A 24,288-nucleotide genomic window follows, 5' to 3' on the forward strand; every position below is an offset into this window, starting at 1 on the left:
CCCCGCGCTGATTTTGGAAGCCTTCACGCCCTCACCAATCACCCGCTGACTCGACAGTGCGGACGTTCTGCTCAGGTTTCTTGCGACCTGGAGCGAGCTGCGGCTGGTCCAGATACAGCGCAGGTGTCGTCATTTGCAATCTCCCGCGATCTCCTGGCCACAGCATTGCCTCCCAATCAAAGCTCACACCGCGGATGGCGGCGAAAGCAGCTAGTCCAACAGCTTGGGCCAGCCTTGCGGGTACGGCGTTACCAATCTGATCGGCCACGCTTTGCTTCCCGCCATGGAATTTCCAGTCGTCTGGAAAGTTCTGGAGCCGGGCACGCATGCGTGCTGTCAGACCGGGCAGATATCCAGGCTTCGATGCCTCCGCGTCCGTGGGAGCTGCTGCCGGGAGACCACCAATGTTGATCCCCTTCGAGCCCCAACGCGCTGCTTCCTTCGTGCGCGGCGTCCCTCTTCTAGTGACGACGGTTGACGCAAGGACACCATGCGCAATGAGATTGCCCTGTCTATCGAAGACCGGGCAATCTCGACGTTGCCGGGCCCATTCGCGCGCTCCAGTCCAACCGTTTTCCGACATGAGATCGAGAAGGGCATCGCCCAGGTTCGAACGTCGCTCCGGGAAGCGAGGGGGCATTCTGAAGCTCCCCGCAAGTTCCCGCCGGATTCCGATCAGAAGGATTCGATGGCGTTCCTGTGCGACCCCGTAATCTTCCGCCCGGATTCTGTTTATCTCCGTCTGGTAGCCAGCTTTTGCAACTCGTCGAAGGAATTCTGCGACGTGGTCGCCATGTTTGGCATGGAGCAAGCCTTCCACATTCTCGATGATGAACATCTTCGGCTTGACTTCGGCAATCACTCTAGAGCTTTCGAGTAGGAGGTCGCGCTCATCCTCCTGCCCCAACTGATCGCCCTCGGATGAGTACGGCTGGCAGGGCACGCCTCCCGCAACGAGGTCGATATCCATGCGGCGATAAGGCTTGAAGTCGACCTTTGTGATGTCGGCCTCGACCACATTCCAGTCAGGGCGATTCTGCCGCAGCGTCGCGGCGGCATCGGCATTGTACTCGAAGAGCGCCACGTGCTCGAACCCTGCGCGCTCCAACCCGATCGACATGCCTCCGGCACCCGCGCACAGTTCGATTGCTTTCAGACGGTAGCGATGAGGCGGCAGCTCGGTGATCGCGTTTCGACCCCGGACCCAGCCGCGCCGCGGCACCGGGTGACCAGACAGCAAAAGCAGCACATCGATGATTTGCGAGTCGGACGCGGGCCACTTCTTCACGCCAGCATAGTGCGACGAATTGCCAAACCGTCCCTCACAGATACGCTTCAGGGCGTCGTTCGCGGCGGCGACTCTAAATGCTGGTGAATTCAAGTTGATCTTGTTCAGGGATCTTCGGCTCGTCCCGAAGATGTCCGTGAACTGCTCTCGCAGTTCAAGAGCATCATTGCGAACGGTCTCTGACAGGCTGGCTAAAGCCAGATCAGACGCATTCATCTTCCTCAAGTGCAGAGCGAAAGAGGCGAGCTTCTCGCGGAAGAGCGCGGCGGTATCGGCACTGCGCTTGCGAGCGGCTGCGGCTACGAGCCTGACGTTTTTCTGGGCCATCAGCGCTTCGGGTGTAAGCTTGGCTTCCGTGAGGCGCTTGCGTACGACCGCAATCTCTTTCGTGTCGATCCTCGCGCCGATATCCATACGTTCCACGATTTCCTGGCGAGTCTCAGCATCGGCGGCGACCAGCGCCTTGAGGACAGGGAAGGTTACGCGCGCCTTCTGCAACAGCGCTTCGCTGCCCTTCAGTGTTCGGCCGAATCCCATGTAGGTTCCGAGTTCGCTAGAGGGGAGGTTGCAGGTGACGCGCAGGAAGTCCCGGACCTCGCGCTCTGGGGTAACGTCCATTAGCTTCTCGACTTCGGCCGCTATGGCGAGGATCTTCGCCGTCATCTGCGATTGCAGATCGGTTATTCGCTTCTTTGCTGCTGCGAGTGCTTCCGACTTTGAATTCATGCCGCCCCCGGGGTTTCACTGGGGGTGTCTCATACCCGGACATATGTTGCGGCGTCGATAAGCCAACTCGTAAAACTTTATGCAGGCGGATGTGTTCGGCGCCGGTCGGATTGCGGTTCTGTCGCGGCCAGACAATAGATCCCGCAACAGACCTTCCGCAGTAAGGGATAAGATTGTCCGGCGTTCGATTTTTCGAATTTCTGGTTCGAGATTCCGAATGCGCGGTTCGGCTTGCGTTCGAGATAAGCGATTGTGGGGAAGCTCGCATCAAGCTGGCCGCGTAACGTCCCAAAGACAGAGCGTTCGCCACCAACCTTTCAAGCCGCACGGGCCAACCCCGTTTCACTTTAGACGCCTCCACTTGCTGAGGCCGCAAAACAAAGTTGGATTTGCGATGGACGTAGGTGCAGCCATTCGATTTTTCGAATTTCCGGTTCGAGATTTCGAACGGCTGGTTCGAGATTCCGAATGCTACTTTCGAGTTGCGTCAGAGCTGCAGACTTGCCGTTCGCAATCTGCCATTGTGGAAGTGGAACTTTCCGTTCGAGATTTCGATCAAATAGAAGCCAAAAATTCGAGATCTCGACTGATCGTTCGGCAATTCGGAATAAAGTTCGGCATTGTTCGATTTGACGTAACAATAACGATGCCACCAGCCGGGGTAATTCCCTACATTTAGCCGCTACTTCCCCAAGCGAGTTCCCTAGTGGTTAGGCTAATTGCTTAGGGAAGTAGCGGGAAATTCGCGCGCATTCGGCATGGCTTAATTAGAATGGTGGGAATTTTAGGGGAGCTTGTGCGGAATCTTAGGGGATTAAAAATTCTGCCCTCTGATTAATTCAGTGTTTTCAATCGGTTATAACCTGCTCGAAATCTCCGAATATATAGAATCTAGTTTGGATCATTGGATGCACGGCTTTTTCGTCACATACGGTCGAAGGCGTCTTGTGGCCGACGGAAATTCGGCCGAGCAAATCAGAGAGAGCATGCAAAATTCGTTCTGCCGTTCCGTAGATGTCGCCCCTTCCATACCCGCAGAAATTGTCGGGCACGTGTTGCGGAGACTGAAGCGGCAGAACGATGTACTTCTCTCACGTGGCGGGAAATTAAGCCCAGGCGCTCATCTACTTTGCCAGGTTTGGAAGCGGATCCGCCAAAAGCTCTACGACGTTACTCATCGAGGCTATGCGTACGATCCCTTCGTGCAAGCTCCGCACGGACCTGCTGGTCGACATGACTTCCAAAGGCTGTGGGGCCATCCGTTTTCTGCGTACTACTACCTTGTTTTAGCGTCCTGCAAAAAATAGGTTAGACGCGCAACGCGACGTACAGGCAAAGGCAAACATGGCGACGGGCAAGGTGAAGTTTTTTAACGCGGACAAGGGCTACGGTTTCATTACACCGGACGCCGGAGGCACTGACGTGTTTGTTCATGTGTCCGCGTTGCAATATGGCGATATCCTGAAGGAAGGGCAGACGGTATCTTATGACCTTGGCCAGGACCGCAGGACTGGCAAAAATAAGGCCGAAAACGTTAGGCCATTCTGACGGCAGGGGCTTGCGCCCGAGGCTCCGACAGCGCCGGAGCCTCGTTCTCTCACTACTTGTTGAGAGCATCCTTGAGCGCCTTGGCTGGCGCGAAGTTGAGTTTCTTTGCAGCCGCGACCTTAATGGTCTGCCCCGTCGCCGGATTGCGCGCTTCGCGCTCAGGCGTATCCTTAATCTTGAACTTGCCGAAGCCGGGAATTGACGTCTCGTCTCCCGAGACTGCTGCGGCGGTGATCGCCGCAAATACCGCCTCGACGACGGCCTTCCCCTGCACTTTGGTCAGGCCGTGTGTAGCAGCGATGTTGTCAGCGATTTCGTTTGTCGTTGTCATGGTTCCCCTCCTATTGACGCGAAAAAGGTTGGCAGGCCAGAAAATCCTTGTCATCGGAAAGATGGAAGGGCAGGGCCGCGTACAAGGGATTTCCACAAAATATAACAACGCGGTTAGCTGGGCTTTTCGTCACAATTGGTTGAAAAGTCACTTGGGGCCGAAGGAAATTCGGCCATTTGCTCAGAGAGAGCATCAAAACTCGTTGTGCCGTTCAGTAGATGTTGCCCCTTCATACCTGCAAGAAATTTGTCGGGCACGTATCGCGGGCTCAATCGTAGCGCCTGTGCTGTCGGGGCGCCCCCCGATCCTACCTCGAAGGGGCAGGGGTGGCGGCGGCGCACCGGGCCATGGCACCTCGGCAGAAGATGGACGTTCCATCTGGATGCCGCCTCAGTCCTAGCGTCCAGGGCTTGACGTTGTGCCGGAAGCGGAAGCTTGTGAAATGCAGTCTACACGCGCGGCTTCAACAGTTCGTGACGAATAGCCGGACTTCTTGCTCGACATTTAAGACTGCCCCACCTCGATCTACTCAGATCCTGGCAACTTCTCCCGCATGCATCACTCTGGCCATCCGCCTTCCCATAGTTTCGCCTCATTGTAGCCGCAGCGAGAGCCATCGCGAATTCCGGTCAGACCAAGAGGAACGCAAGTTTTGGACGATCCAGCTTGGACTACAGAGCGAACTGAGGCAGCGGTTCGATTGCTCAAGCCCCTGTCGCACCCTTCCCGGCTTTTGGTTGTAACCATATTGTCTCGAGGCGGGGCTCGGTCGGCGCGAACATTGGCGCGTATACTAGGCCTCTCGCAGTCCGCCACGTTCAAGCACCTTTACGAGCTAATGGCGTGTGGTCTGGTTGTCTCGGAAGCCAGGGCCAACCGAAACCGCTGGTTTTCGATTCCCACCGAGCACCTTGGAGTATTGTTGGCAATCGTGACCATTCTGGCTCCGCTATCCGGTGGCGGTGTTTCAGCCCAGAGCGGGACGGTGTCGATCGATGATTCTGAACGGCCCTCCACAGCCCGAGGTCGAGCGATGGTTCGCGTAAGAGATCCGATCTAAACGTCAAACTCAGCTTGCCTCGGAAGAGCGTTGTTATGTCCGGCGGATATTCGTCCTGCGCCCCATCACAGCAGCCGTGACCTGGGCGCTGCCCCTTCGGTCTAGCATAGACGAGGCTCAGCTCGCCCCCGTTGCCTTCATGAGGCTGCACCAAAACTGCACTCCGGTCGGGATAATGGCGTCGTTGAAGTCATAGGCGGGATTGTGCAAGGGAGCGCTTTTGCCGTTTCCGAGAAATACGAATGCTCCGGGCCGCTGCTGAAGGAAGTATGCAAAGTCTTCTGAGGCGAGCTGCGGTGGTGTTTGAAGGTTGACGGATTGCTTGCCAACGAGCCCTTCGGCCACGGTTGCGGCGATCGCTGCCTGTTCCGGAGCGTTCACGGTGGCGGGGTACTGCCTTGTGTAGTCGACTTCAACCTTGACACCCTGTGACCAGCCAATTGCGTCTGTGACCGTTTGGAGACGCTCTTGAACGCTTCCGCGTGCCCTCTCGTCGAGCGACCGCACCGTTCCCCTGAGTAGAGCTTCGCAGGGAAGGATGTTTTCTGCCGACCCGGCATTGAAGCAAGTTACGGACAGGACGGTCGCCGCAAGAGGATCGACGTTACGCGCAACGATCTGTTGCAGCGACTGCACGAGCGAAGCCCCAGCAAGAACGAGGTCGTCCGACAAATGGGGAGCTGCTGCGTGCCCGCCGCGGCCGCTCAAACGGATGGCAAAGATGTCGGACGCAGCCATGATCGCATCCCGACGAAACCCGAAGCTGTTCGGGGCAATGCCGGGCATATTGTGTAGGCCGTAGATCTCGTCGATCTGGAAGCGCTCGAGCACGCCGTCGTCGATCATCGCCTTTGCCCCAGCGCCACCTTCCTCCGCGGGCTGAAACAACAAGACGGCTGTGCCCGCAAAATCGCGTTCAGCAGAAAGCTGGCGCGCCGCGCCCAGAAGCATTGCTGTGTGCCCGTCATGGCCACAGGCATGCATGCGGCCGACATGTTTGGATGCGTAGTCAAGGCCGGTTGCCTCGGTAATCGGCAGCGCGTCCATGTCCGCTCGTAGCCCTATCGACTTTCCTCTTCCCCTGTTCCCGCGGATGGTGGCAACAAGACCGCTTCCGCCGACCCCGGTCGCGAGGCTGTCAACGTTGAATTCACGGAGGCGCTCAGCCACGAAACTCGACGTTAGAGGCAGATCATAGAGCAGCTCTGGGATGCGGTGCAGCTCGCGGCGCCACGCGATCACTTCGGCAACGGAGCCGATCATGGCTCCAGCTCCGAGCCAAGCTTTGCAAGCGCAAAGGACCGTTCCTCCGACAGGATCTCTCCCGCGGATCGATTTTCGCCCAGGATTCGATAGGCGATTTGTGAGGCCTTCTCATAGCCGACCAACGGCACCAGTTCCGTGACCAATGCGGTGCTTCTTTCCAGATGTGACGAGCACGTATCGGGATTAGCGGTGATGCCGGATACGCACCTGGTCGCGAATGCGTCGCAAGTCCGCTGCAGAAGGGAGACCGAGTTCAGGATGTTGTAGAGGATCACAGGCTCCATCGCGTTGAGTTGGAGCTGACCCGCTTCCGATGCCATCGTTACGGTGACATCGTTACCGATCACTTGGAAGGCGACCTGGCTGACAAGTTCCGGCAGGACTGGGTTAACTTTGCCGGGCATGATCGAAGAACCCGGCTGGAGCGGCGGAAGATTGATCTCGCCGATCCCGCCTCGCGGCCCGCTAGAAAGCAGTCTCAGGTCATTGGCAATCTTCGAAAGCTTGGTCGCTGAGCGTTTCAGCATCCCGGAATAGAGAACGAAAACACCTGTATCCCAACTCGCTTCAATGAGGTCCGTTGTGGCAACCAACGGAAGGCCCGTCATCTCGGCAAGAATAGGGACGACCAGGGACTGGTATTCGGGCGACGCATTGATCGAAGTGCCGATCGCCGTTCCGCCGAGATTGATCTGTCCGAGGAGCTTCGAAAGTTCCTCAAGCCGCTCGATGTCTTCCCTCAGCGTCGAAGCAAATGCCTGAAACTCCTGCCCCAGCGTCATGGGCACCGCATCCTGAAGCTGAGTTCGACCCAGTTTGCGGATTGTCGAGAATTCACTCGCCCGCGTTTCGAAAGTTTCCGCGAGGCGGCCAATCGCTTGCAGCAGGTCCCGGTTGCCGAAGAGGAGCGCAATTCGGATGGCGGTCGGGTAGACGTCGTTGGTGGATTGGGACAGGTTCACATGATCGTTCGGATGGATCACATCGTAGCTCCCGAGGGGCAAGCCTCGCCGCTGGAGCGCCAGATTGGCGATTACCTCGTTGGCGTTCATGTTGGAGGACGTGCCCGCGCCTCCTTGGAACATCCCGACGGCGAATGCATCGTGGTGCCTGTCCGCAAGTATCTCGTCGCAGGCAGCGATTATCGACTCCCGCAATGAAACCTCCAATAGCCCTAGACGGCCATTCGCCTCTGCTGCGGCTTTCTTGACGTAGGCCAATGCGCGCACAAAGCTCGGAAAATCGCTGAGCGCCACGCGCGACACGTCAAAGTTTGCAATCGCCCTTGCGGTTTGTGGGCCGTAGAGCGCGTCCGCAGGTAGCGTGACCATGCCCAGTGCATCGGATTCCACGCGAAGGGTGGGGTCCGTATTCAACATCTATGTATTCCTCGAATCTTTGAAGAAGCGGTCGGCTAATGTGAGCGCCGACGGAACTCGGCCGCGAGTTCTGTGGGATGAATGTTGGTGGCCAGAAGAAGGTTCAGGAGCAATCGTGCCTTAAGCCCATCCAGGTGGCCCGAAGGAAGGACTCCTTTCGCGATGAGGTCCATCTCGGAACCCGGGTAACCGTAGGTGACCTCCAGGACCGGACCCGTCTCGCATCGGCTGGACAGGACTACGGGCATGGCGTTGACCAGCCGCTCCAGCTCCGGAGCGAGTGCGGCCGAGACATGGCCGCCGCCTGCCCCCTCGATGACGAGACCAGCAAAGCCGAGATCCGGCAACGTCGAAAGGATGCGGCCGTCCATTCCCATCGCGAACCGCAACAGCGCTACCGGCTTGCTGTCGGCGTTGAACTGCAATGTCAGCGCGTCATGGCGAGGCGCTCGCCAGTGATACTGGACTACACCCTCAATCAATGTCCCCACCGGAGCAGCATTCGGCGAGCGGAACGCCGACAATCTCGTTGTGTGTGTTTTCCTGACAAACTGGGCAGAATGGATCTCGTCGTCGAAAACGACGAGTACACCGCGGCCATGGCTCGACGGATCAGCCGCCACTCTGACCGCTGCCTCCAGATTGGAGGGGCCATCGGCACTTATCGCCGCCGCTCCACGCATAGCCCCGGTCAAAACGATTGTGCTCTCATCTCCGGTCAGGCATTCAAGAAGGTAGGCGGTTTCCTCAAGTGTGTCGGTTCCCTGCAGCACGACTGCTGCGTCGAAGCCGCTTGCCAGGCGGCGGCGAAGCTCCTCAGCCAGCGCCGCTATCTGGGTGACGGTCAACGAGGCGCTTGGAAGCTTGAAAGGTGACCAAGTTTCGATCGCGGCGATGGTGGCAACAGTTGGGACGCTCAACAGGAGATCGTTCGCCGCCAGCGTCGGGGCGAGACCGTCGACCGGATCGCCAGTCATGGTGATCGTGCCGCCAAGAGACACGATGAGAACGCGAGGGAGCAAGGCTCTTTCCTTTTTTCGGTATTATCATCGAATGGCCGATCGTTGCCGACGGCGGCCGTGACCGGTCGCAAGGTCGTATCGAAGCGAACTGCGACCGGTATAGAGCGGCGACAGCCCTCAGGCGGTGGCGCCAATCCTCTGTCGCGGTTCAAAGTGGCAAACCATCCGCGCTCCGTCGATGAGCATCTCAGTGCCGAGCGTCGCTGAAAGATGTTGGAAATCACTTAGCACTGGGGCGGCTTCTTCTTCGTCATCGATGAGCACGGGCATGCCCTCGGAGTTGCACTGGGTCGCCCGGAACTCCATTTGCGCGATCCGGCCGTCCTCGATGGAGATCGAGCAAACCATCGACCAGGGGTCGATCTGTGAGAAGATGTCCTTCTGGACGGGAGTGGCATTTACCCAGTCCTGCTGAGCGATGTGATTTCCGAGGCTGTAGAGGATCGGCTTGCCGCGATAGGTTTCAATGCCGGCCGGGCTGTGGGGGTGGTTGCCGAGTATCATGTCGGCGCCGGCTTCGATGAGCGCGTGCCCAAGCGGCTGCTGGTATTCGGCCCTTGGATTTCCACGTCCATATCCCCAGTGGACGCTTACAATGAGGACGTCGACATTGGGGCGCAGGCGCTCAATTTGCCCAATGAGCTGCTGGACATCTTCCGGAACGGCACGGCTGCGCATCTTCATGGGAGCGCCGGGCTCGGTTGCTAGCAGCACCGGATGGATTTCCGGCCACTGCTCGACACGAACCGGGGAGATACCGGGGCGGTCGGCCATCGCGGCATAGTCAGGCGGCAAGAGGCAGGAAACCGCGATGATTCCGAGCTTTGTTCCTCCGACCTCGACAATCCGAGGAGCCTGTGCAGCGGCGAGGTCTTGTCCGCCTCCGACAGTGGCGATGCCCGCCCGGTCAAGGTGTGAAATCGTGTCCAGGAATGCGCCAATGCCGAAGTCTCTTGTATGATTGGTCGCAACCGTCATCAGGTTGAAGCCAGCGCGGCCAAGATCTTCGGCAACTGCCGGATCTACGAGATAGGCAATCGGTGCGTCGGTTCGATGGCCAGCTGTTGAGAACTGAACTTCGCACGAGCCCCACACGACGTCACCGGCGCGCAGGTAAGCCATCGTCTTCTCGTAGTCCCGGTGAACCGGAACGCCATTCTTATAGAGGCGATCGCGCACGACGATATCGCCTGCAGCCGTAAAACGTACTCGTGATGACACGAAAATTCCTTTCAATGTTTTTATGATATTTTGTAATTATCCAAATGCCACACGTAATCAAGGAAAAAACTTACAATTGTGAGCCGCTCTTTTCATAGCAAAGGTCGAAACGCCCAAGATCGTTGACTCATAATGTTTTTATGATGTATCAAGCGGGACCGCGGACGATGAAAACGTGTCCGCGCAATTTTCAACGTTCAAAGAACAAGAGGGGATCCCCGAAAAATGAGCGTCAATCTTCACGCGGGCGGAACGGCTTCCGCGCCTGGCGACCTGGATGCGACCTACAAGAAAGTCTTCTGGCGACTGATACCCATACTGATGGTCCTCTGGGTCCTGGCATGGATCGATCGCGTCAATGTCAGCTTTGCCAAGCTGCAGATGATGGAAGAGCTACAGTTCAGCGACGCAGTCTACGGCCTCGGCGCAGGCATCTTTTATATCGGTTACCTGGTCTTCGAAGTTCCGAGCAATCTGCTCCTGCAGAAGATCGGGGCCCGCAAAACCATTGCCCGCATCGCAATAGGCTGGGGGGTGATCTGCATGCTGATGGCGCATGCCACGACCCCGGCGCTGTTCTATACGCTGCGATTTCTGCTTGGCGCCTTCGAAGCGGGCTTCTTTCCGGGCGTGATCATGTATCTCACGCTCTGGTTTCCGACTGAACGTCGCGCCAAGGTCTTTGGAATCTTCATGTCCTCGGTAGCGTTTTCCGGAGTGATCGGCGGGCCGATTGCAGGATCGATCATGACCCATCTGCATGGATATTGGGGGACGTCCGGCTGGCAGTGGCTTTTCCTACTTGAAGGTTTGCCGACGGTACTTATCGGCCTTTTCGTCCTGAAATATCTCACCGACAAGGTGGAAGACGCTCACTGGCTCACGTCCCAACAAAGAACTGAACTGCGCGCCGATCTCGACCGCGACAGCAAGGAGTTGGGCGAACGCCAGCATTCGTTGTCGCTAGTCCTTCGCGACCGGCGCCTGTGGATATTCACCGCGGTCTACTTCCTTGTCATCGTCATGAATGCGACGGCCGCCTTCTGGGGCCCGACGATCGTTCGTGAAACAGGATTCGACAATATCGCGACCATCGGCTGGATCATTTCCGGTGTATCGCTTTGCGGCTCGGCGGCAATGATCTTCAACGGTCTGATGGCCGACCGGACTCAGCGGCCGCTCGCCCAGTGCGTGGGTTCGATTGTAGTCGGAGGCCTCGCTTTTGTCGCCCTTTCCATGCCGATCTACAACAATGCCCCGTTGACGATCGCAGCCTTCGCGCTTGCTCTGGCCGGTGCTTATGGCGCGATCCCGGTATTCTGGCAGATGCCGAACAAACTCTTTGCAGGCACGGCTGCCGCAGCAGGCATCGCTATCATCAACTCCTTCGGCAACCTGGGAGGATTCCTTGCTCCGTACGGCCTCGGGCTCTTAAAAACCCAGACCGGAAGCGTTGCCTCAGGTCTCCTGACGGTGGGCGTTCTCGGCTTGTCGGCCGCGCTTGTCCTGGTTCTTGTCGTCCAACGCTTCATGAATATGGAAGCGCGGACCAAGCCCCTGAAGGCATAGGGAGTTCGATTAACTGAAACAGGGGCGCCGCCTGGTCCACAAGGCGTCGCCCGGCAGGCTTGACGTTGTTGTCATGGTCGGCCGTCGTGTGGCAAACGGGAATGGGTGCGCATCGCCAATCGGTTGTCACCTGCATAGCGATCCTCAGTACGGAGCTCTTATGAAAGATGATTCTGCGTCCATTCCCAGACAATCGCTCGGGGATCGCGTTTACAATGATTTGCGGACCGCCATAACGCTTGGTGAAATACGCCAGGGGGTCGTGTTCAACGAGGCAGACCTGATCGCGCGCTACAAGGTCAGTTCGTCGCCGCTACGCGAAGCACTGACCCGCCTTCGACAGGATGGCCTCGTCAGGGTTATCGCCAGACGTGGCTATGCTGTTACCGAGCTCAGCCTCAAAGATTTTCATGAACTCGTACAAATGCGACTGATCATCGAAGGGGCGGCAGCGGAACTGGCTGCGCCACGCATTACGGACGAACAAATCGTCGAGTTGCAGCGTCTTTCAAACACCAATCTGGTTGTCGGGGACAAGGCCAGCTATCGGAACTTCATGCAGGCCAATCAGGACTTTCACGAAAAAATCGCCGAGATTGCAGACAACGGTCGCCTGCGGCGGGCCACCAGCCAGATTTTCGACGAAATCCAGCGGCTGCTTTTTGCCGATATTGGGCACGGAGACGGTGAAGAGCTTGAGCACGACCATGACGAGATCATCGAGGCATTGGCGTTGCGAGACGGCCGGAGAGCTCGCAGTGCCGTCATCCGTCACGTTAAACAGTCTCGCGACCGGGTGGTCGGTCGGATGATCCGTCAGCACAAGGATTTCGATGAGAGCGATATCTTTGGTTGAGGCTCGCTATCGGCGCCAAGCCGAGGTCGTTGCAAGGAGGCAGCATCAACCGGGTACGTGTGAGCGACGGTTCTGCGTCTCTCGCATCAGCGTGAGCAGAACCGCGCGGTCTCGTTCGCAGCCACTAAGATCGCCTAGGGAAGCACGTGCCCGGCCGCAGTAAATAGGCGATACCAGTCTTCACGCGACAATATGACATCGGCTCCAGGCGCGATGTCGGCCAGGCGCTCCGGACTGGTCGTCCCAAGAACCACCTGAATGTTTGCGGGATGGCGGGCGATCCAGGCGTAGGCGATCGCAGAAGCTGACACCCCGTACTTCCCTGCGAGTTCGTCCAGCACGCTGTTGAGCTCGGGGAAATTCGCCTCGTCACCGACGAAGACGCCGCCGAAGAAACCCTGCTGGAACGGCGACCAAGCTTGGAGGGTCATATGGTTGATCCGCGAATAGGCGACCACCTCGCCGTCGCGGTCGATCGATTGCTCGAGGCCCGCCATGTTGGCAGCAATTCCGAAGGCGATGGAAGGCGCATGGGCGATGCTGAGTTGGATCTGGTTGGCGACGAGCGGCTGACGCACCGCCGTTTTCAGGAGATCGATCTGCCGCGGCGTATGGTTCGACACGCCGAAATGCCGGACCTTGCCGGATGCCTGAAGCTCGTCGAAGGCATCGGCCACTTCTTCGGGTTCCACCAGCGCGTCCGGGCGATGGAGCAACAACAGGTCGAGATAGTCAGTCTTCAGCGCCGCAAGTGACTGATCGACGGCCCTCAGGATGTGCTCCCTGGAGAAATCGAAGTAGCCGCGACGAATCCCGCATTTACTCTGAATTACGATCGTTTCGCGTTCGGCTTGCGATAGCTGCAGCGCTTCGCCGAAGCGTCGCTCGCAGGCATGCAACTCGCCGCCATAGATATCGGCGTGGTCGAAGACGTTGATGCCGACATCCCTGGCCTTGCCGAAGAGCCGGCGAATGGCGTCATTGCTGAGGTCGGCGATCCGCATCATGCCGAGAATGGCGGATGACACGGGGAGATCGGTGGTACCAAGGCCGAATTTTTTCATCGTTTTACGCTCGCACAATGGGTAATGGTTTCGAGGGGTTTTCGGGCGTGGCAGAAATTGCCGCGACAGCGAATCGTTGCATTGATTTATTTAACATCTCTCGGTTGTCGAAGAAATGCGATGAAGGTAGCGCCCCGATGCGATCCTGGCGCCTTCGTCTCTATTGAGCGGGTTGGCGGATATGCAGTTGCGTCAGCTCGATCAGCCTTGCAAGATCTTTGTCTTCCAGCGCTTGGACCATCTTGAAATGCTCTTCTGCTGAGCGTTCGATACGCGCCAGCGAGCGCCATTGAACAATTGGTGTGGTCGGCAGATTGCCGCGGTATTCAAGCGTAAGGTTCACGAGTTCTTTGTTGGAGCAGAGCTGCGTCAGATAGCTGTGGAACGCCCTGTTTGCGTTGAATTTTTCTAACGCGTCGCCTTCGCGCACGAGCGCGGCGAAAACCTCCGCGAGCCGACGCAGTTCCTTGACGTCTTCCGAGGTGGCGTTGTTTACGGCATCCACCATGGTGGCGGTTTCCAGGATGATGCGGACCTCGATTAGTTCTTTGTGCCGGGCTTCATCGATCTTGGTGACATAGAAGCCGCGGTTGGGAATGTGCTGAATCACGCCCTTGATTGCCAGCTTCTCCAACGCGCGGCGAGCATCCGCGCGTGAGCAGCCATACCAGTTCTCCAGATCGTTTTGTTTAAGCCAACTGCCGTTGGTCAGAATTCCGGCGTTGATGTCATTGAGAACGGCCGTGATGATCGCGTCCGTTCGTTCAGCAGAATTGTTGGTATTCATAATTCTCGCGTCTTCTCGTGTGTCCCCGTTTTCCGCATCCTGGATGGCACCCGCTTCTGGCGGAATCTGGCGCGAAAGCCTCAAAAAAAAAGGTCGTTTTCAGTCACGAAAAAGAACTTGACCCGCCGCGTCAAAAAAAGCAACAAATATCCAATCACAAATTGGATCACATTTTAAATCCAAAATTAGATCACATCTGAGCGCAGAGTATGATGATATCTCCAGTTCCTTTCGGTCCTTATGATTTGGGAAACACCACGGTTTACAGCGCGCGATCGGACGCCCGCTTCTCCTACTGTTTGTTTGTCCCGAGTAACTTCAGCAGCCGATCGACGGCGGCGGAGTTGCTCGTTGCTGTGCATGGAACTCCACGCACGTTCATGGATTTCCGGGAGATGTTCGCCGACTTTGCGGAGCGGAACAACGTCATTGTGCTGAGTCCGCTCTTTCCCGTTGGAGTGAATGGCGACGGCAATGCGGACGGCTACAAATACATCGAGGAGCAGGGGCTGCGCTATGACGCGGTGCTGCTCGACATCGTGGGGGAAGTTTGCGCCCGCTACGGGCTGGCGAACAAGCGTTTCGCCCTGTTCGGCTTCTCGGGCGGAGCACAGTTTGCCAACCGTTTTCTGTTGCTTCGGCCGGATCATCTCTGGGCTGCGTCGATAGTTGCTCCGGGATCGGTGACACTCGTCGATGACGCGCGCGATTGGTGGGTTGGAACCCGCGATCTAGAGCAGCGCTTTGGTCGTACGCTTGACGCGGAAGCGCTCCGCGATGTCGCAGTGCAGCTCATTGTCGGCGATGCAGACCTCGACACACGCGAGATCACACATAAGGAAGGAGGGCGACACTGGATGCCCGAGGCAAACTCTGCAGGGCGCACGCGTCCCGAGCGCTTGGCCGCATTGCGTCAGTCGTTGGACGATGCCGGGGTGGAGACCGAATTTCACTTGCTGACGGGTGTCGGGCACACGCCATTCCCGTCACTTGATATTGCACGAGAATTCTTCGTCCGGAGGCTTGGCAGATTGCGGCGTTGATGCCTCCAGCGGACTGCTGATACCCAATACAATTTAGAAAGAGGGAACTTCGATGAAATACCAAACGCCCGCTGCGTTGGCGCTCGCGCTTACCGCCGTCGCATCCATCGCTTTTGCGCAGCCTGAGACCAAGCTAAAAGTGGCGCTGACGGCGGATATCCGTAGCAGTAACCCCGGAGTGAACCGCGACGACAACACCGACAGCGTAATGCTCAACGTCGTCGAGGGACTTGTCGGCTACGATGACGGCGGCGACGTCAGGCCACTTTTGGCCAGGGAAGTCACCCAGTCGGATGACGGCCTGACTTACACCTTCGCGTTGCGCGATGGCTTGACGTTTCACAATGGCAGCACTTTGACCGCTGACGATGTCCTCTGGAGCTGGAAGCGCTACATGGACCCGAAGACGGAATGGCGTTGCCTTGCCGAATTCGACGGGCGCAATGGTCTGCAGGTTGTTTCAGTTGCAGCGCCCAATCCGAAGACTTTCGTAATGAAGATCAATCATCCGAGTGCATTGTTTCTGAACACTCTCGCGCGCACCGATTGCGGCATGACCGGTATCGTCCACAAGGACTCGCTCAAGGCCGACGGAAGCTGGGACAAGCCGATCGGTACAGGTCCATACGAATTCACCGATTGGAAGAGAGGGAGGAGCGTTACGCTTACGCGCTTCAAAGAGTACAAGTCCCCGGAAGGGGCGGCCGCTGATGGCTATGTGGGAAAGAAGGATCCCCATGTCGACTTGGTCGAACTCGAGGTCATTCCAGACCCTGCTACCATCAAGTTGGCCGTAGCGTCGCATTCGATCGACGTGGCTCAAATAACGTCGACGGACGTGTCCGAGCTGAAGAGCGATCCAAATATCGTGACGTTGACATCACCGGATTCCTCCAAGCACGCCATATTGTTCCGCACCGAGGACCCTGTCGTGGGTGACGTCAAATTTCGTCAAGCCGTCGCCGCTGCCCTTGACTACAATCAGTTGGTAGATGTCGCGAGCGACGGACTTTCCACCCCGAACAACTCTGCGGTGTTTCCTGGCTCGGTGTATTTCGACGGAGTTCAGAAAAGCGGTCTTGATGCCAATCTGGATAACGCGCGAAAACTGCTTTCCGAAAGTAGTTATCAGGGACAGCCCATCAAGATTATCGCCAATAAGCGTTCGCCGATGCCTAGTTTTCAGGTAGCACTGGTGACCCAGGCCATGCTGCAGGCGATCGGCGTAAATGTTGAGATAGAAGTGCTGGAGTGGGCAACGCAGCTCGACCGCTACAACAGTGGCAACTACCAGATGATGTCATTTTCTTACTCCGCCCGCCTCGATCCGGCGCTGAGCTATGAGCAATTTACCGGTGACAAGGGCAAACAGCCCCGCAAGGTCTGGGACAATCCCAAAGCTCTGGAGCTGTTGGAACAATCCCGTGCCGTCTCCGACGCAGCGGCCCGGCGGGCTCTATTCGATGATCTGCACACAACGATGCTCAGCGATGTGCCGCTCATCATACTCTACAACGGGTTGACCGTCTGGGCGCATGCGAAGGACGTTCAGGGTTTCACGCCGTGGGAGGGCAAAATGCGCCTCTGGAACGTCGAGCTGGCTCAATAATTCCTATGAAAACATGGTGATGCGACGGCAGTTCTGTCTGACCACCTGTAGAGTGAACCGTTGCCGTCGACAGCGGTTCACCGATGGGCCGCGCGCATCCACAGCCAATCTGGAAGTTCAATATGCTTCGATTCATCGTCCGAAGGCTGTTGCTGGCGCTACCAACAATGCTCATCAGCGCGGCCGCGGTATTCTTTTTGATCCGCCTGATACCCGGTGATCCCGCGTCGTTGATGCTGGGCGACCAGGTCGATGCGTCTAGTCTCGCGGACTTGCGCCAACGCATGGGCCTTGATCGCGCTTTGCCGACACAGTTCGTGTTGTGGGTGGTCCAGTTACTGCAAGGCGATTTCGGGATGTCAATCCGAACCGACGAGCCAGTGCTTCGCCTGGTCTTCGATCGATTTATCGTCAGCGCCGGGATTGTTTTCGTTGCCGTCGCCGTGGCTAGTTTAATCGCCGTCCCAGCGGGCATGCTGGCAGCATGGAAGCAGGACAGCAAACTGGATATAGGCCTCGTCGGCGCAGCAACTGTGCTCCTGTCCATCCCCAGTTTCTGGCTCGGACTGATGCTGCTTTACGTGTTCGGCTACAAGTTTGGTTGGTTGCCGGTCGTTGGTTACGTATCATTCTCCGAGGACGCGGGAATGGCGGCGCTTTACCTTATCCTGCCTATTGCTACGTTGGTGTTGCATGAGGTGGGCATACTAGTCCGCATGGCGCGAGCCAGCACCCTGGAGGTGCTGCGGTTGGACTACATCACCCATGCGCGTGCCAAGGGCCTTTCTGAAACTGCTGTGCTCTGCCGTCACGCCTTTCGCAACGCCTTCGGACCGACCTGGACATTGATCGGATTGGTGCTCGGCAATTTGCTTGGCGGCATCGCAGTGGTCGAGACAGTGTTCACCATACCTGGGCTGGGTCGTCTCCTCGTCGACTCGATCTTCGGCCGCGACTACCCGGTTATCCAAGGCTGCCTGCTGTTCATCGTGTTTGTCTACGTCATGGTCAACCTCGTCGTTGATCTGCTCTACCCATTGTTCGATCCGCGGGTGACTGAGGAATGATACGCCTGAAACCAAACGCCGCCCTTGGCGGTGCCATCATCATTTTCATGCTTTGCGCTGGCTTGGTCAGCTTGTTCTGGACGCCCTTCGACCCGCTGGCGATTGACTATGCTAAGCGCCTGGCTGCGCCGTCGGCGCAACACTTGCTCGGTACGGACGAATTTGGCCGAGACGTGATGAGCCGGCTGATGACCGCCGCCTCCACAAGCATGCGCATCAGTCTGATTACCTTAATTGTCGCTGTTTGCCTGGGAACCGCAATCGGCGTGATTGCCGGGTATGCACGGGGCTGGACAGACCGCATTTTGATGGCGTTCAACGACGCGCTGCTGGCGTTCCCGGGTATTTTGCTTGCGCTAGGGTTCCTCAACATCACCGGAGCGAACGAGTATGGCATCGTGATCGCCCTGGGGTTCGCCTATACTCCGTCGATTGCCCGCATCGTAAGAGGTACCGTTCTTTCGCTGCGCGAGATGGATTACGTCGCGGCAGCTCGGATAATTGGCAACAGCAATATCTACATCGTTGCCCGGCACATCTTACCCAACTGCATGGCGCCTCTCATAGTGCTGGCGACGTCGATGTTCGGTTGGGCTCTCCTGGCCGAGAGCGCGTTGAGCTTTCTCGGTCTCGGTGTCCCACCGCCGCAACCGACTTGGGGCAATATGCTCGCAGCCAGTCGCCCCTTTATGTCGAATGCCGCGTGGCTGGTCTTGTTCCCCGGATTGTGCATTTCGCTGACACTACTTGGAATCAATCTCCTGGGCGATGCCCTTCGTAGCTGGCTCGATCCCCGTATGCGAGGCGTTTGAAATGATCGACAATCAAATCCTTCTCGACGTGCGCAACCTCTCGCTCGCGCTTTCGAATGGAAACCAGCTAGTTAAAGATGTCAGCTTTACGCTGCGCCAAGGCGAAACCGTAGGAATCGTCGGCGAATCCGGCAGCGGAAAAACTATGGTGGCGCGCGCGCTGATGGGACTTGAGCCTCCCACGGTGCGCGTGAATGGCGGCGAGATCCTGTTCGAGAGAACGGACACGGTGACTTTGCGACCGGCTGCGTTGCGCAAGCTCCGCGGCGCTCGCATTGGGATGGTGTTCCAGGAGCCAATGACCTCGCTGAACCCATCGATGACCATCGGGCGCCAGCTCGAAGAAGGGCTGCGTCTGCACACCAAACTGGATGCGGCCGATCGGCGTCTACGCATGCTGGAGATGCTAGAACGAGTGAGCATCAAGGACCCGCAGGCGGCATTGAATACCTATCCGCATCATTTCTCCGGCGGCATGCGCCAGCGAATTATGTTGGCTTCGGCAATGCTTCTGCGCCCGGCGCTACTCATTGCCGACGAGCCGACTACCGCGCTTGACGCAATCGTGCAGCGCGACGTGCTCGACCTAATGAAGGAGCTGACAAGCGACTTCGGCACGTCCGTCATCATGATCAGCCATGATCTTCCGGTTGTTGCGCGCTATACCGACCAGATTATCGTCATGCAACACGGCAAGATTGTCGAGCAGAACCGGACGCGCGAGCTCGTGTCTGCGCCGAGGAGGGCCTATACGCAGAAGTTGCTCGCAGCGGTTCCCAAGCGTGGCCAGACCCGAGCAGTGTCCCAGGCGACGCCGATCATCGAGGTGAACCAACTCACAGTCGAGTATCCAGGGTCGAAAGGAATGCTCGGCAAGAGACCGTCGCATCTGGCACTGAAGTCGATTGATCTGCGGGTCTCGCCGGGCGAAGTGGTTGCCATCGTAGGAGGTTCGGGCTCCGGCAAGACAACGCTGGGCCGGACTATCGCTGGCCTGATTCAGCCGAAAGCTGGCAAGGTGTTATTCGAGGGACGGGAGATCGAGAGGGGCAGCGCCCATTTCGAACGCTACCGCACTCAGTGCCAGATGGTGTTCCAGGATCCGGCTTCCTCGCTTGATCCGCGCATGACGGTCGAAGCGCTGATTGGCGAAGCTTTGCACCCGGTCAGAACCATGACGGCGGCCGCCAAGCGGGAACGTGTCCGTGAGGTTCTGGACGAGGTCGCTCTAGGTCCGGCTTACGCAAGCCGATATCAGCACGAGCTCTCGGGAGGACAGCGCCAACGTGTCGCCATCGCCCGCGCCGTTGCGCGACGTCCGGCGTTCATCATTGCGGACGAGCCGGTTTCGGCCCTGGACGTTACCGTGCGGGCGCAGATCCTTGAACTGTTCGAAAATCTTCAGGCACAGCACGGTTTCTCCTGTTTGTTCATCAGCCATGACTTGGCCGTGGTGGAACAAGTCGCGGACCGGGTCGTGGTCATGCGTAACGGCGAGATCGTCGAGAACAGCCCGCGCGATCAGATTTTCGACGATCCCCAACATGCGTTCACGAAAGACCTGCTTAACGCCAGCATGCGTCTGCCGACTAGCTCGAATTAGATTGGAAAACCATGTCCGACACCAGCGATTGCCCGCCCGAACTCCTCGCCGAAGAACTCCAGCAAGAGTTGCTCAAGTTCGCTCGGGTTGCGCAGGGGCAGGCGTATGTCCCGTATTCAAAATTCCCTGTAGGTGCTGCCGTGCTAGACGAGCACGGTAAGATTCACACTGGCTGCAACGTCGAAAATGCATCTTATCCGTTGGGAACCTGTGCAGAGAGTGGTGCGCTTAGTGCGATGGTACTCGCCGGTGGCCGACAAGTGCGCGCGGTACTGGTTGTCGGCGACGGAGAAGCCCTCGTGACGCCGTGCGGTGGTTGTCGCCAGAAGCTACGCGAGTTCGCTGCAGCAGATCTACCGGTCCTTGTCGCGGATCGACAGCATATCCGCCACTGGTTCACGATGGGCGAACTGCTGCCATCAAGCTTTGGACCCGACAATTTGGCCATGACGCGCGAACCGAACGGCCCGGCCGGATAGCCGATCTGAAACGTTACTGAGAGTTTATGTAATGCATGAGTATACCTCGTCCGAAACGAAAGCCCGTCTGGCTATTTCGTTGATGGACCTGACATGTCTTAACGAAGACGATAGTGAGCAAGATATCCGCACACTTTGCGCTCGCGCGAGCGGCCCGATTGCTTCGGTGGCGGCTGTTTGCGTGTCTCCGCGATTTGTATCGCTTGCGCGCAGTTTGCTCCCCCAAGCGATCGGCGTTGCCACTGTTGTCAACTTTCCGTGCGGCAACGCCGATGCTGCCCTTGCGGTTGCAGAAACTCGGGCAGTTATCGAGGCCGGGGCGCATGAGATCGACGTCGTCCTACCATACCATGCGATGCGCGAGGGGAGGTTGGAAGATGTGCGCCATTTTCTAGGATCGGTGCGAGACGCATGCCCAGAGCGAGTGCTGAAGATCATTCTCGAGACGGGAGAACTCGAACATCCCGAACTCATCGCCCGCGCTAGTGACCTGAGCATTGATGCAGGCGCAAACTTTCTGAAGACCAGCACAGGCAAAACGCCGGTTAGCGCAACGCCAGCGGCCTCATGTGTGATGCTACACCGCATTGCGGCGCGCGGCGATGCCGGCGGACAAGTCGGGTTCAAGGCCTCGGGTGGAGTCCGCACACTCGATGATGCCGCCGTCTATCTCGCCCTTCAGGCAGAGATACTTGGCAAGGACTCGCTCACGCCAAAACGGTTCCGGATCGGCGCAAGCAGCCTCTTGGATAACCTCGAAGCGGCAGTGGGCCATGGCGCCGTGATCATAGATTCAACCGGATACTGAGAACGACTACATATGCTGGCACAAGAGATCATCCGCCTCAAACGAGAGTCACACACGCTCACGCGAGACCATATCGAGGAATTCGTTCGCGGACTCGTCGACAATTCGTGGAGCGACGCTCAAGTTGGCTCCATGGCGATGGCGATGTTCATTAGGGGCCTAAGGGAGGAGGAAACAACCTTCCTGACACTGGCTATGAAGGACTCGGGCAGCGCGCTCGATTGGTCTGGGGTCGGGCTGGCCGGGCCGATCCTCGACAAGCACTCCTCGGGCGGAGTCGGTGACAAGGTCAGTCTGCCATTGGCGGCCATCGTGTCCGCTTGCGGTGGCTACGTGCCGATGATCTCCGGCCGCGGGCTTGGACACACGGGTGGAACACTGGACAAGCTTGAGGCGATCCCGGGCTACCGAACCACGGTGTCGGCCGATGAAATCCGAAAAGTGATGCATGAGGCCGGTTGCGCCATCGTCGGTCAAACCGCACAGCTCGTTCCGGCCGACAGGCGTCTCTATGCGATCCGTGATTTGACCGGCACGGTCGACTCGCTGCCGCTTATCACCGCCAGCATCCTATCTAAGAAGCTGTCTGCGGGCCTGCAGGGCCTGGTTATGGACGTCAAAGTTGGAAATGGAGCATTCTCCACGAAGTTGGAAGATGCGACTGAGCTGGCAGAATCGCTCGTTTCAATAGCGGGCAAGGCAGGCTTGCCTACCCGCGCCTGGATCTCAGATATGGGGCAGGTGCTCGGCTCAACATGTGGCAACGCGCTCGAGGTTCGTGAGGCGATCAGTCTTCTGCGAAATGAACGATCCGAACCGCGGCTTCTGGAGCTTGTTCGGGGATTGGCTGCGGAGATGCTATTGCTCGGCAACTTGGCGCCGAGTATCCCCGACGCGCTGCGACGTGTGGACGACGTGATCGCAGATGGAGCCGCATTGGAAAAATTTGCGCGGATGGTCGCCGCGCTAGGAGGCCCTGAGGATTTCACTGACAACCCCGGAGCCTACATGCCGGAGGCTCCGTTCATTGTCGACGTTGTGGCGGATTCTGATGGTTGGCTTGCCGAGGTGATGACCCGCGATATTGGGCTGTTTGTCGTTGAACTTGGCGGCGGCCGCAAGAACGCGGATGACAAGATCGACCAGCGTGTCGGGCTTTCCCAGGTCGCCTCCATCGGGTGCCAACTCTCTCGGGGTGACCTCATCGCTAGGGCTCATTGTGCAACTGTCGAACAAGCAGAGAGGGCGCAACGCGACTTGGGGCGCCTGTTTGTCCTCAGCCAGACCGCGATCGACCCCCGACCCGTGATGATCCAGCGTTTCGAGAGCTAAATATGACCCGCGCCATTGTAATTGTTCTCGATTCCTTGGGGATCGGCTCGGCTCCAGACGCAGAACGCTTCGGAGATGCCGGCGCTGACACGTTTGGACACATCGCCACGTGGTGCGCTGAGCACCGTCGTCCGCTGCGACTACCCAACCTGCTTGCTCTTGGGCTGGCCCACGCGTCCCGGCGCGCTACTGGTCGATGGCCTCAAGGCCTTGTCACCGACCCACCCGTATGCGGTGCGTATGGCGTTGCACGCGAAACCAGCCTCGGCAAGGACACACCGAGTGGTCACTGGGAACTGATGGGCTGTCCGGTGCCCTTCGAATGGGGCTACTTTGCTCGCAATCCGGATCTGACGGCGTCCGTTTTTCCACCAGACCTGATGCAGCGTTGGTATTCCATCTGTGGGATAGAGAGCAGCTTGTTCAATCAACACGGTAGTGGCACCGACGTGATCCGTGATTTCGGCGATGCCCACGTACTCAGCGGCTTTCCGATTTGCTATACAAGCAGTGACAGCGTCTTCCAGATAGCGGCGCATGTGGAGCACTTTGGCCTAGAACGGCTGTATGAAATATGCCGTGCGGCAAAAGCGATATTTGACGAAATGGGCATCGCACGGGTGATCGCGCGCCCATTCCATGGCGTATCGGGCAACTTTGGGCGTTGCGCGGGACGCAAGGATTTCACCACGCCGCCACCGCATGACACGTTGCTGGACATTCTCAGGGACGCTGGCCGGGAAGTGCACGCAGTTGGGAAGATCAGCGATATATTTGCAGGTTGGGGAATCACCCACCATCACCCAGGCGCCGACAATGGATCTTGTTGCTCGCAAACCCTCAACGCCCTCGAACAGTGTGGTGACGGTGGTCTTGTGTTCACGAATCTCCTTGATTTCGACACAATGTACGGCCATCGGCGCGACCCCGAAGGCTATGCCGACGCGCTTGAGGCATTTGACCGCTTTTTGCCGCAACTCCAGAGCAGAATGCGCGCCGACGACATGCTCGTACTGACAGCCGACCATGGCTGCGATCCAACCTGGGCAGGATCCGATCACACACGGGAGTACGTCCCAATCTTGTTTTCAGGACATTCGATCGAACCAGCAATGGATCTCGGCGTGAGGGAAACCTTTGCAGATGTGGCGGCGACTTTGGCGTCCTTCCTGAGTGTGCATCGTCCTTTGTTCGGCAGACCGATCGTTTCGCCGATCGTCGGTTCGACGGCATCTGAATGCTTTTTCGTATAGCCTGTCCAGGGAGCGCAAGGTCGCGACTTGGCGACGTGAGGAATTTCGGTTCAAGAAAGACGATGTTGCAGCGATCGGCCGCGAGTGGGGACGGTGAGGGTAGGTTGGCTGTCGCTTTCTCGCAAAGTGTCTGGGTGCAAAGTCCGCGTCGAGAGCGCGTGTCAC

General features: G+C 57.9%; 21 protein-coding genes. 13 read left to right on the top strand and 8 right to left on the bottom strand.

Annotated elements, in window-relative coordinates; all coding sequences use genetic code 11:
- Positions 1-31: 31 nt before the first annotated feature.
- Entirely contained in the window at positions 32-2,014 is a 1,983-nt protein-coding gene (locus tag LAC81_RS29730) for a DNA cytosine methyltransferase (protein ID WP_223728257.1), read from the bottom strand.
- 1,344 nt (positions 2,015-3,358) lie between these two features.
- On the opposite strand from LAC81_RS29730, the gene LAC81_RS29735 reads away from it, so the two are divergent.
- On the top strand, positions 3,359-3,562 hold the full coding sequence (locus LAC81_RS29735) for a cold-shock protein (protein ID WP_223728258.1): 204 nt from the start codon (positions 3,359-3,361) through the stop codon (positions 3,560-3,562).
- 52 nt (positions 3,563-3,614) lie between these two features.
- Here LAC81_RS29735 and LAC81_RS29740 read toward each other — a convergent pair whose 3' ends face one another.
- The gene (locus LAC81_RS29740; RefSeq protein ID WP_223728259.1) at positions 3,615-3,893 is read right to left on the bottom strand and encodes an HU family DNA-binding protein; all 279 of its coding nucleotides are present in this window, start codon (positions 3,891-3,893) and stop codon (positions 3,615-3,617) included.
- Positions 3,894-4,626: 733 nt separating this feature from the next.
- On the opposite strand from LAC81_RS29740, the gene LAC81_RS38585 reads away from it, so the two are divergent.
- On the top strand, positions 4,627-4,953 hold the full coding sequence (locus LAC81_RS38585) for a helix-turn-helix domain-containing protein (RefSeq protein WP_223730358.1): 327 nt from the start codon (positions 4,627-4,629) through the stop codon (positions 4,951-4,953).
- Positions 4,954-5,070: 117 nt separating this feature from the next.
- Here the strand turns inward: LAC81_RS38585 and LAC81_RS29750 are convergent, their stop codons facing one another.
- From LAC81_RS29750 to LAC81_RS29765, 4 genes are all read right to left on the bottom strand, one after another.
- Positions 5,071-6,216 carry a M20 aminoacylase family protein gene (locus LAC81_RS29750; RefSeq protein WP_223728260.1) on the bottom strand — a complete coding sequence of 382 codons (1,146 nt, stop codon included), beginning with the start codon at positions 6,214-6,216 and terminating at the stop codon, positions 5,071-5,073.
- Positions 6,213-7,598 carry an aspartate ammonia-lyase gene (locus LAC81_RS29755; RefSeq protein ID WP_223728261.1) on the bottom strand — a complete coding sequence of 462 codons (1,386 nt, stop codon included), beginning with the start codon at positions 7,596-7,598 and terminating at the stop codon, positions 6,213-6,215. Before LAC81_RS29755 ends, LAC81_RS29750 begins: the two co-directional genes overlap by 4 nt.
- Positions 7,599-7,633: 35 nt before the next feature.
- On the bottom strand, positions 7,634-8,620 hold the full coding sequence (locus tag LAC81_RS29760; RefSeq protein WP_223728262.1) for an asparaginase: 987 nt from the start codon (positions 8,618-8,620) through the stop codon (positions 7,634-7,636).
- Between the two features lie 117 nt (positions 8,621-8,737).
- Positions 8,738-9,841, bottom strand: coding sequence for a CapA family protein (locus LAC81_RS29765; RefSeq protein ID WP_223730359.1), 1,104 nt, complete (start codon positions 9,839-9,841; stop codon positions 8,738-8,740).
- Positions 9,842-10,066: 225 nt separating this feature from the next.
- On the opposite strand from LAC81_RS29765, the gene LAC81_RS29770 reads away from it, so the two are divergent.
- Together LAC81_RS29770 and LAC81_RS29775 are read left to right on the top strand one after the other, a co-directional pair.
- On the top strand, positions 10,067-11,410 hold the full coding sequence (locus tag LAC81_RS29770) for an MFS transporter (protein ID WP_223728263.1): 1,344 nt from the start codon (positions 10,067-10,069) through the stop codon (positions 11,408-11,410).
- 160 nt (positions 11,411-11,570) lie between these two features.
- A complete protein-coding gene (locus tag LAC81_RS29775; protein ID WP_223728264.1) occupies positions 11,571-12,266 on the top strand; it encodes a GntR family transcriptional regulator in 696 nt (231 codons plus the stop codon).
- Between the two features lie 134 nt (positions 12,267-12,400).
- Here LAC81_RS29775 and LAC81_RS29780 read toward each other — a convergent pair whose 3' ends face one another.
- Together LAC81_RS29780 and LAC81_RS29785 are read right to left on the bottom strand one after the other, a co-directional pair.
- Entirely contained in the window at positions 12,401-13,330 is a 930-nt protein-coding gene (locus LAC81_RS29780; protein ID WP_223728265.1) for an aldo/keto reductase, read from the bottom strand.
- A 160-nt stretch (positions 13,331-13,490) separates the two neighbouring features.
- Positions 13,491-14,117: a GntR family transcriptional regulator gene (locus tag LAC81_RS29785; RefSeq protein ID WP_223728266.1), complete on the bottom strand. Its 627-nt coding sequence runs from the start codon at positions 14,115-14,117 to the stop codon at positions 13,491-13,493.
- A 212-nt stretch (positions 14,118-14,329) separates the two neighbouring features.
- On the opposite strand from LAC81_RS29785, the gene LAC81_RS29790 reads away from it, so the two are divergent.
- From LAC81_RS29790 to LAC81_RS29830, 9 genes are all read left to right on the top strand, one after another.
- The gene (locus tag LAC81_RS29790; protein ID WP_223728267.1) at positions 14,330-15,160 is read left to right on the top strand and encodes an alpha/beta hydrolase; all 831 of its coding nucleotides are present in this window, start codon (positions 14,330-14,332) and stop codon (positions 15,158-15,160) included.
- Positions 15,161-15,212: 52 nt separating this feature from the next.
- A complete protein-coding gene (locus LAC81_RS29795) occupies positions 15,213-16,769 on the top strand; it encodes an ABC transporter substrate-binding protein (protein ID WP_223728268.1) in 1,557 nt (518 codons plus the stop codon).
- A gap of 122 nt (positions 16,770-16,891) precedes the next feature.
- Positions 16,892-17,836 carry an ABC transporter permease gene (locus tag LAC81_RS29800; RefSeq protein WP_223728269.1) on the top strand — a complete coding sequence of 315 codons (945 nt, stop codon included), beginning with the start codon at positions 16,892-16,894 and terminating at the stop codon, positions 17,834-17,836.
- The gene (locus LAC81_RS29805) at positions 17,833-18,648 is read left to right on the top strand and encodes an ABC transporter permease (protein WP_223728270.1); all 816 of its coding nucleotides are present in this window, start codon (positions 17,833-17,835) and stop codon (positions 18,646-18,648) included. The genes LAC81_RS29800 and LAC81_RS29805 overlap by 4 nt, the downstream gene beginning before the upstream one ends.
- Position 18,649: 1 nt before the next feature.
- The gene (locus LAC81_RS29810) at positions 18,650-20,251 is read left to right on the top strand and encodes a dipeptide ABC transporter ATP-binding protein (RefSeq protein ID WP_223728271.1); all 1,602 of its coding nucleotides are present in this window, start codon (positions 18,650-18,652) and stop codon (positions 20,249-20,251) included.
- Between the two features lie 11 nt (positions 20,252-20,262).
- Positions 20,263-20,730 carry a cytidine deaminase gene (locus LAC81_RS29815; RefSeq protein ID WP_223728272.1) on the top strand — a complete coding sequence of 156 codons (468 nt, stop codon included), beginning with the start codon at positions 20,263-20,265 and terminating at the stop codon, positions 20,728-20,730.
- Positions 20,731-20,761: 31 nt separating this feature from the next.
- Positions 20,762-21,538, top strand: a complete 777-nt coding sequence (gene deoC, locus LAC81_RS29820) for a deoxyribose-phosphate aldolase (RefSeq protein ID WP_223728273.1) — start codon at positions 20,762-20,764, stop codon at positions 21,536-21,538.
- A 12-nt stretch (positions 21,539-21,550) separates the two neighbouring features.
- Positions 21,551-22,870, top strand: coding sequence for a thymidine phosphorylase (deoA, locus tag LAC81_RS29825; protein ID WP_223728274.1), 1,320 nt, complete (start codon positions 21,551-21,553; stop codon positions 22,868-22,870).
- A gap of 2 nt (positions 22,871-22,872) precedes the next feature.
- Complete coding sequence (locus LAC81_RS29830) at positions 22,873-24,123, top strand: phosphopentomutase (protein WP_223728275.1); 1,251 nt, start codon at positions 22,873-22,875, stop codon at positions 24,121-24,123.
- The last annotated feature ends 165 nt before the right edge of the window (positions 24,124-24,288 follow it).

Source organism: Ensifer adhaerens (assembly GCF_020035535.1).
Classification (GTDB): domain Bacteria; phylum Pseudomonadota; class Alphaproteobacteria; order Rhizobiales; family Rhizobiaceae; genus Ensifer.

Excerpts from the sequence above, each read along its gene's own strand:
- LAC81_RS29730 (WP_223728257.1), bottom strand. The coding sequence starts at position 2,014 with ATGAATTCAAAGTCGGAAGCACTCGCAGCAGCAAAGAAGCGAATAACC.
- LAC81_RS29735 (WP_223728258.1), top strand. The coding sequence starts at position 3,359 with ATGGCGACGGGCAAGGTGAAGTTTTTTAACGCGGACAAGGGCTACGGT.
- LAC81_RS29740 (WP_223728259.1), bottom strand. The coding sequence starts at position 3,893 with ATGACAACGACAAACGAAATCGCTGACAACATCGCTGCTACACACGGC.
- LAC81_RS29750 (WP_223728260.1), bottom strand. The coding sequence starts at position 6,216 with ATGATCGGCTCCGTTGCCGAAGTGATCGCGTGGCGCCGCGAGCTGCAC.
- LAC81_RS29755 (WP_223728261.1), bottom strand. The coding sequence starts at position 7,598 with ATGTTGAATACGGACCCCACCCTTCGCGTGGAATCCGATGCACTGGGC.
- LAC81_RS29770 (WP_223728263.1), top strand. The coding sequence starts at position 10,067 with ATGAGCGTCAATCTTCACGCGGGCGGAACGGCTTCCGCGCCTGGCGAC.
- LAC81_RS29775 (WP_223728264.1), top strand. The coding sequence starts at position 11,571 with ATGAAAGATGATTCTGCGTCCATTCCCAGACAATCGCTCGGGGATCGC.
- LAC81_RS29780 (WP_223728265.1), bottom strand. The coding sequence starts at position 13,330 with ATGAAAAAATTCGGCCTTGGTACCACCGATCTCCCCGTGTCATCCGCC.
- LAC81_RS29785 (WP_223728266.1), bottom strand. The coding sequence starts at position 14,117 with ATGAATACCAACAATTCTGCTGAACGAACGGACGCGATCATCACGGCC.
- LAC81_RS29790 (WP_223728267.1), top strand. The coding sequence starts at position 14,330 with ATGATATCTCCAGTTCCTTTCGGTCCTTATGATTTGGGAAACACCACG.
- LAC81_RS29795 (WP_223728268.1), top strand. The coding sequence starts at position 15,213 with ATGAAATACCAAACGCCCGCTGCGTTGGCGCTCGCGCTTACCGCCGTC.
- LAC81_RS29800 (WP_223728269.1), top strand. The coding sequence starts at position 16,892 with ATGCTTCGATTCATCGTCCGAAGGCTGTTGCTGGCGCTACCAACAATG.
- LAC81_RS29805 (WP_223728270.1), top strand. The coding sequence starts at position 17,833 with ATGATACGCCTGAAACCAAACGCCGCCCTTGGCGGTGCCATCATCATT.
- LAC81_RS29810 (WP_223728271.1), top strand. The coding sequence starts at position 18,650 with ATGATCGACAATCAAATCCTTCTCGACGTGCGCAACCTCTCGCTCGCG.
- LAC81_RS29815 (WP_223728272.1), top strand. The coding sequence starts at position 20,263 with ATGTCCGACACCAGCGATTGCCCGCCCGAACTCCTCGCCGAAGAACTC.
- deoC (WP_223728273.1), top strand. The coding sequence starts at position 20,762 with ATGCATGAGTATACCTCGTCCGAAACGAAAGCCCGTCTGGCTATTTCG.
- deoA (WP_223728274.1), top strand. The coding sequence starts at position 21,551 with ATGCTGGCACAAGAGATCATCCGCCTCAAACGAGAGTCACACACGCTC.
- LAC81_RS29830 (WP_223728275.1), top strand. The coding sequence starts at position 22,873 with ATGACCCGCGCCATTGTAATTGTTCTCGATTCCTTGGGGATCGGCTCG.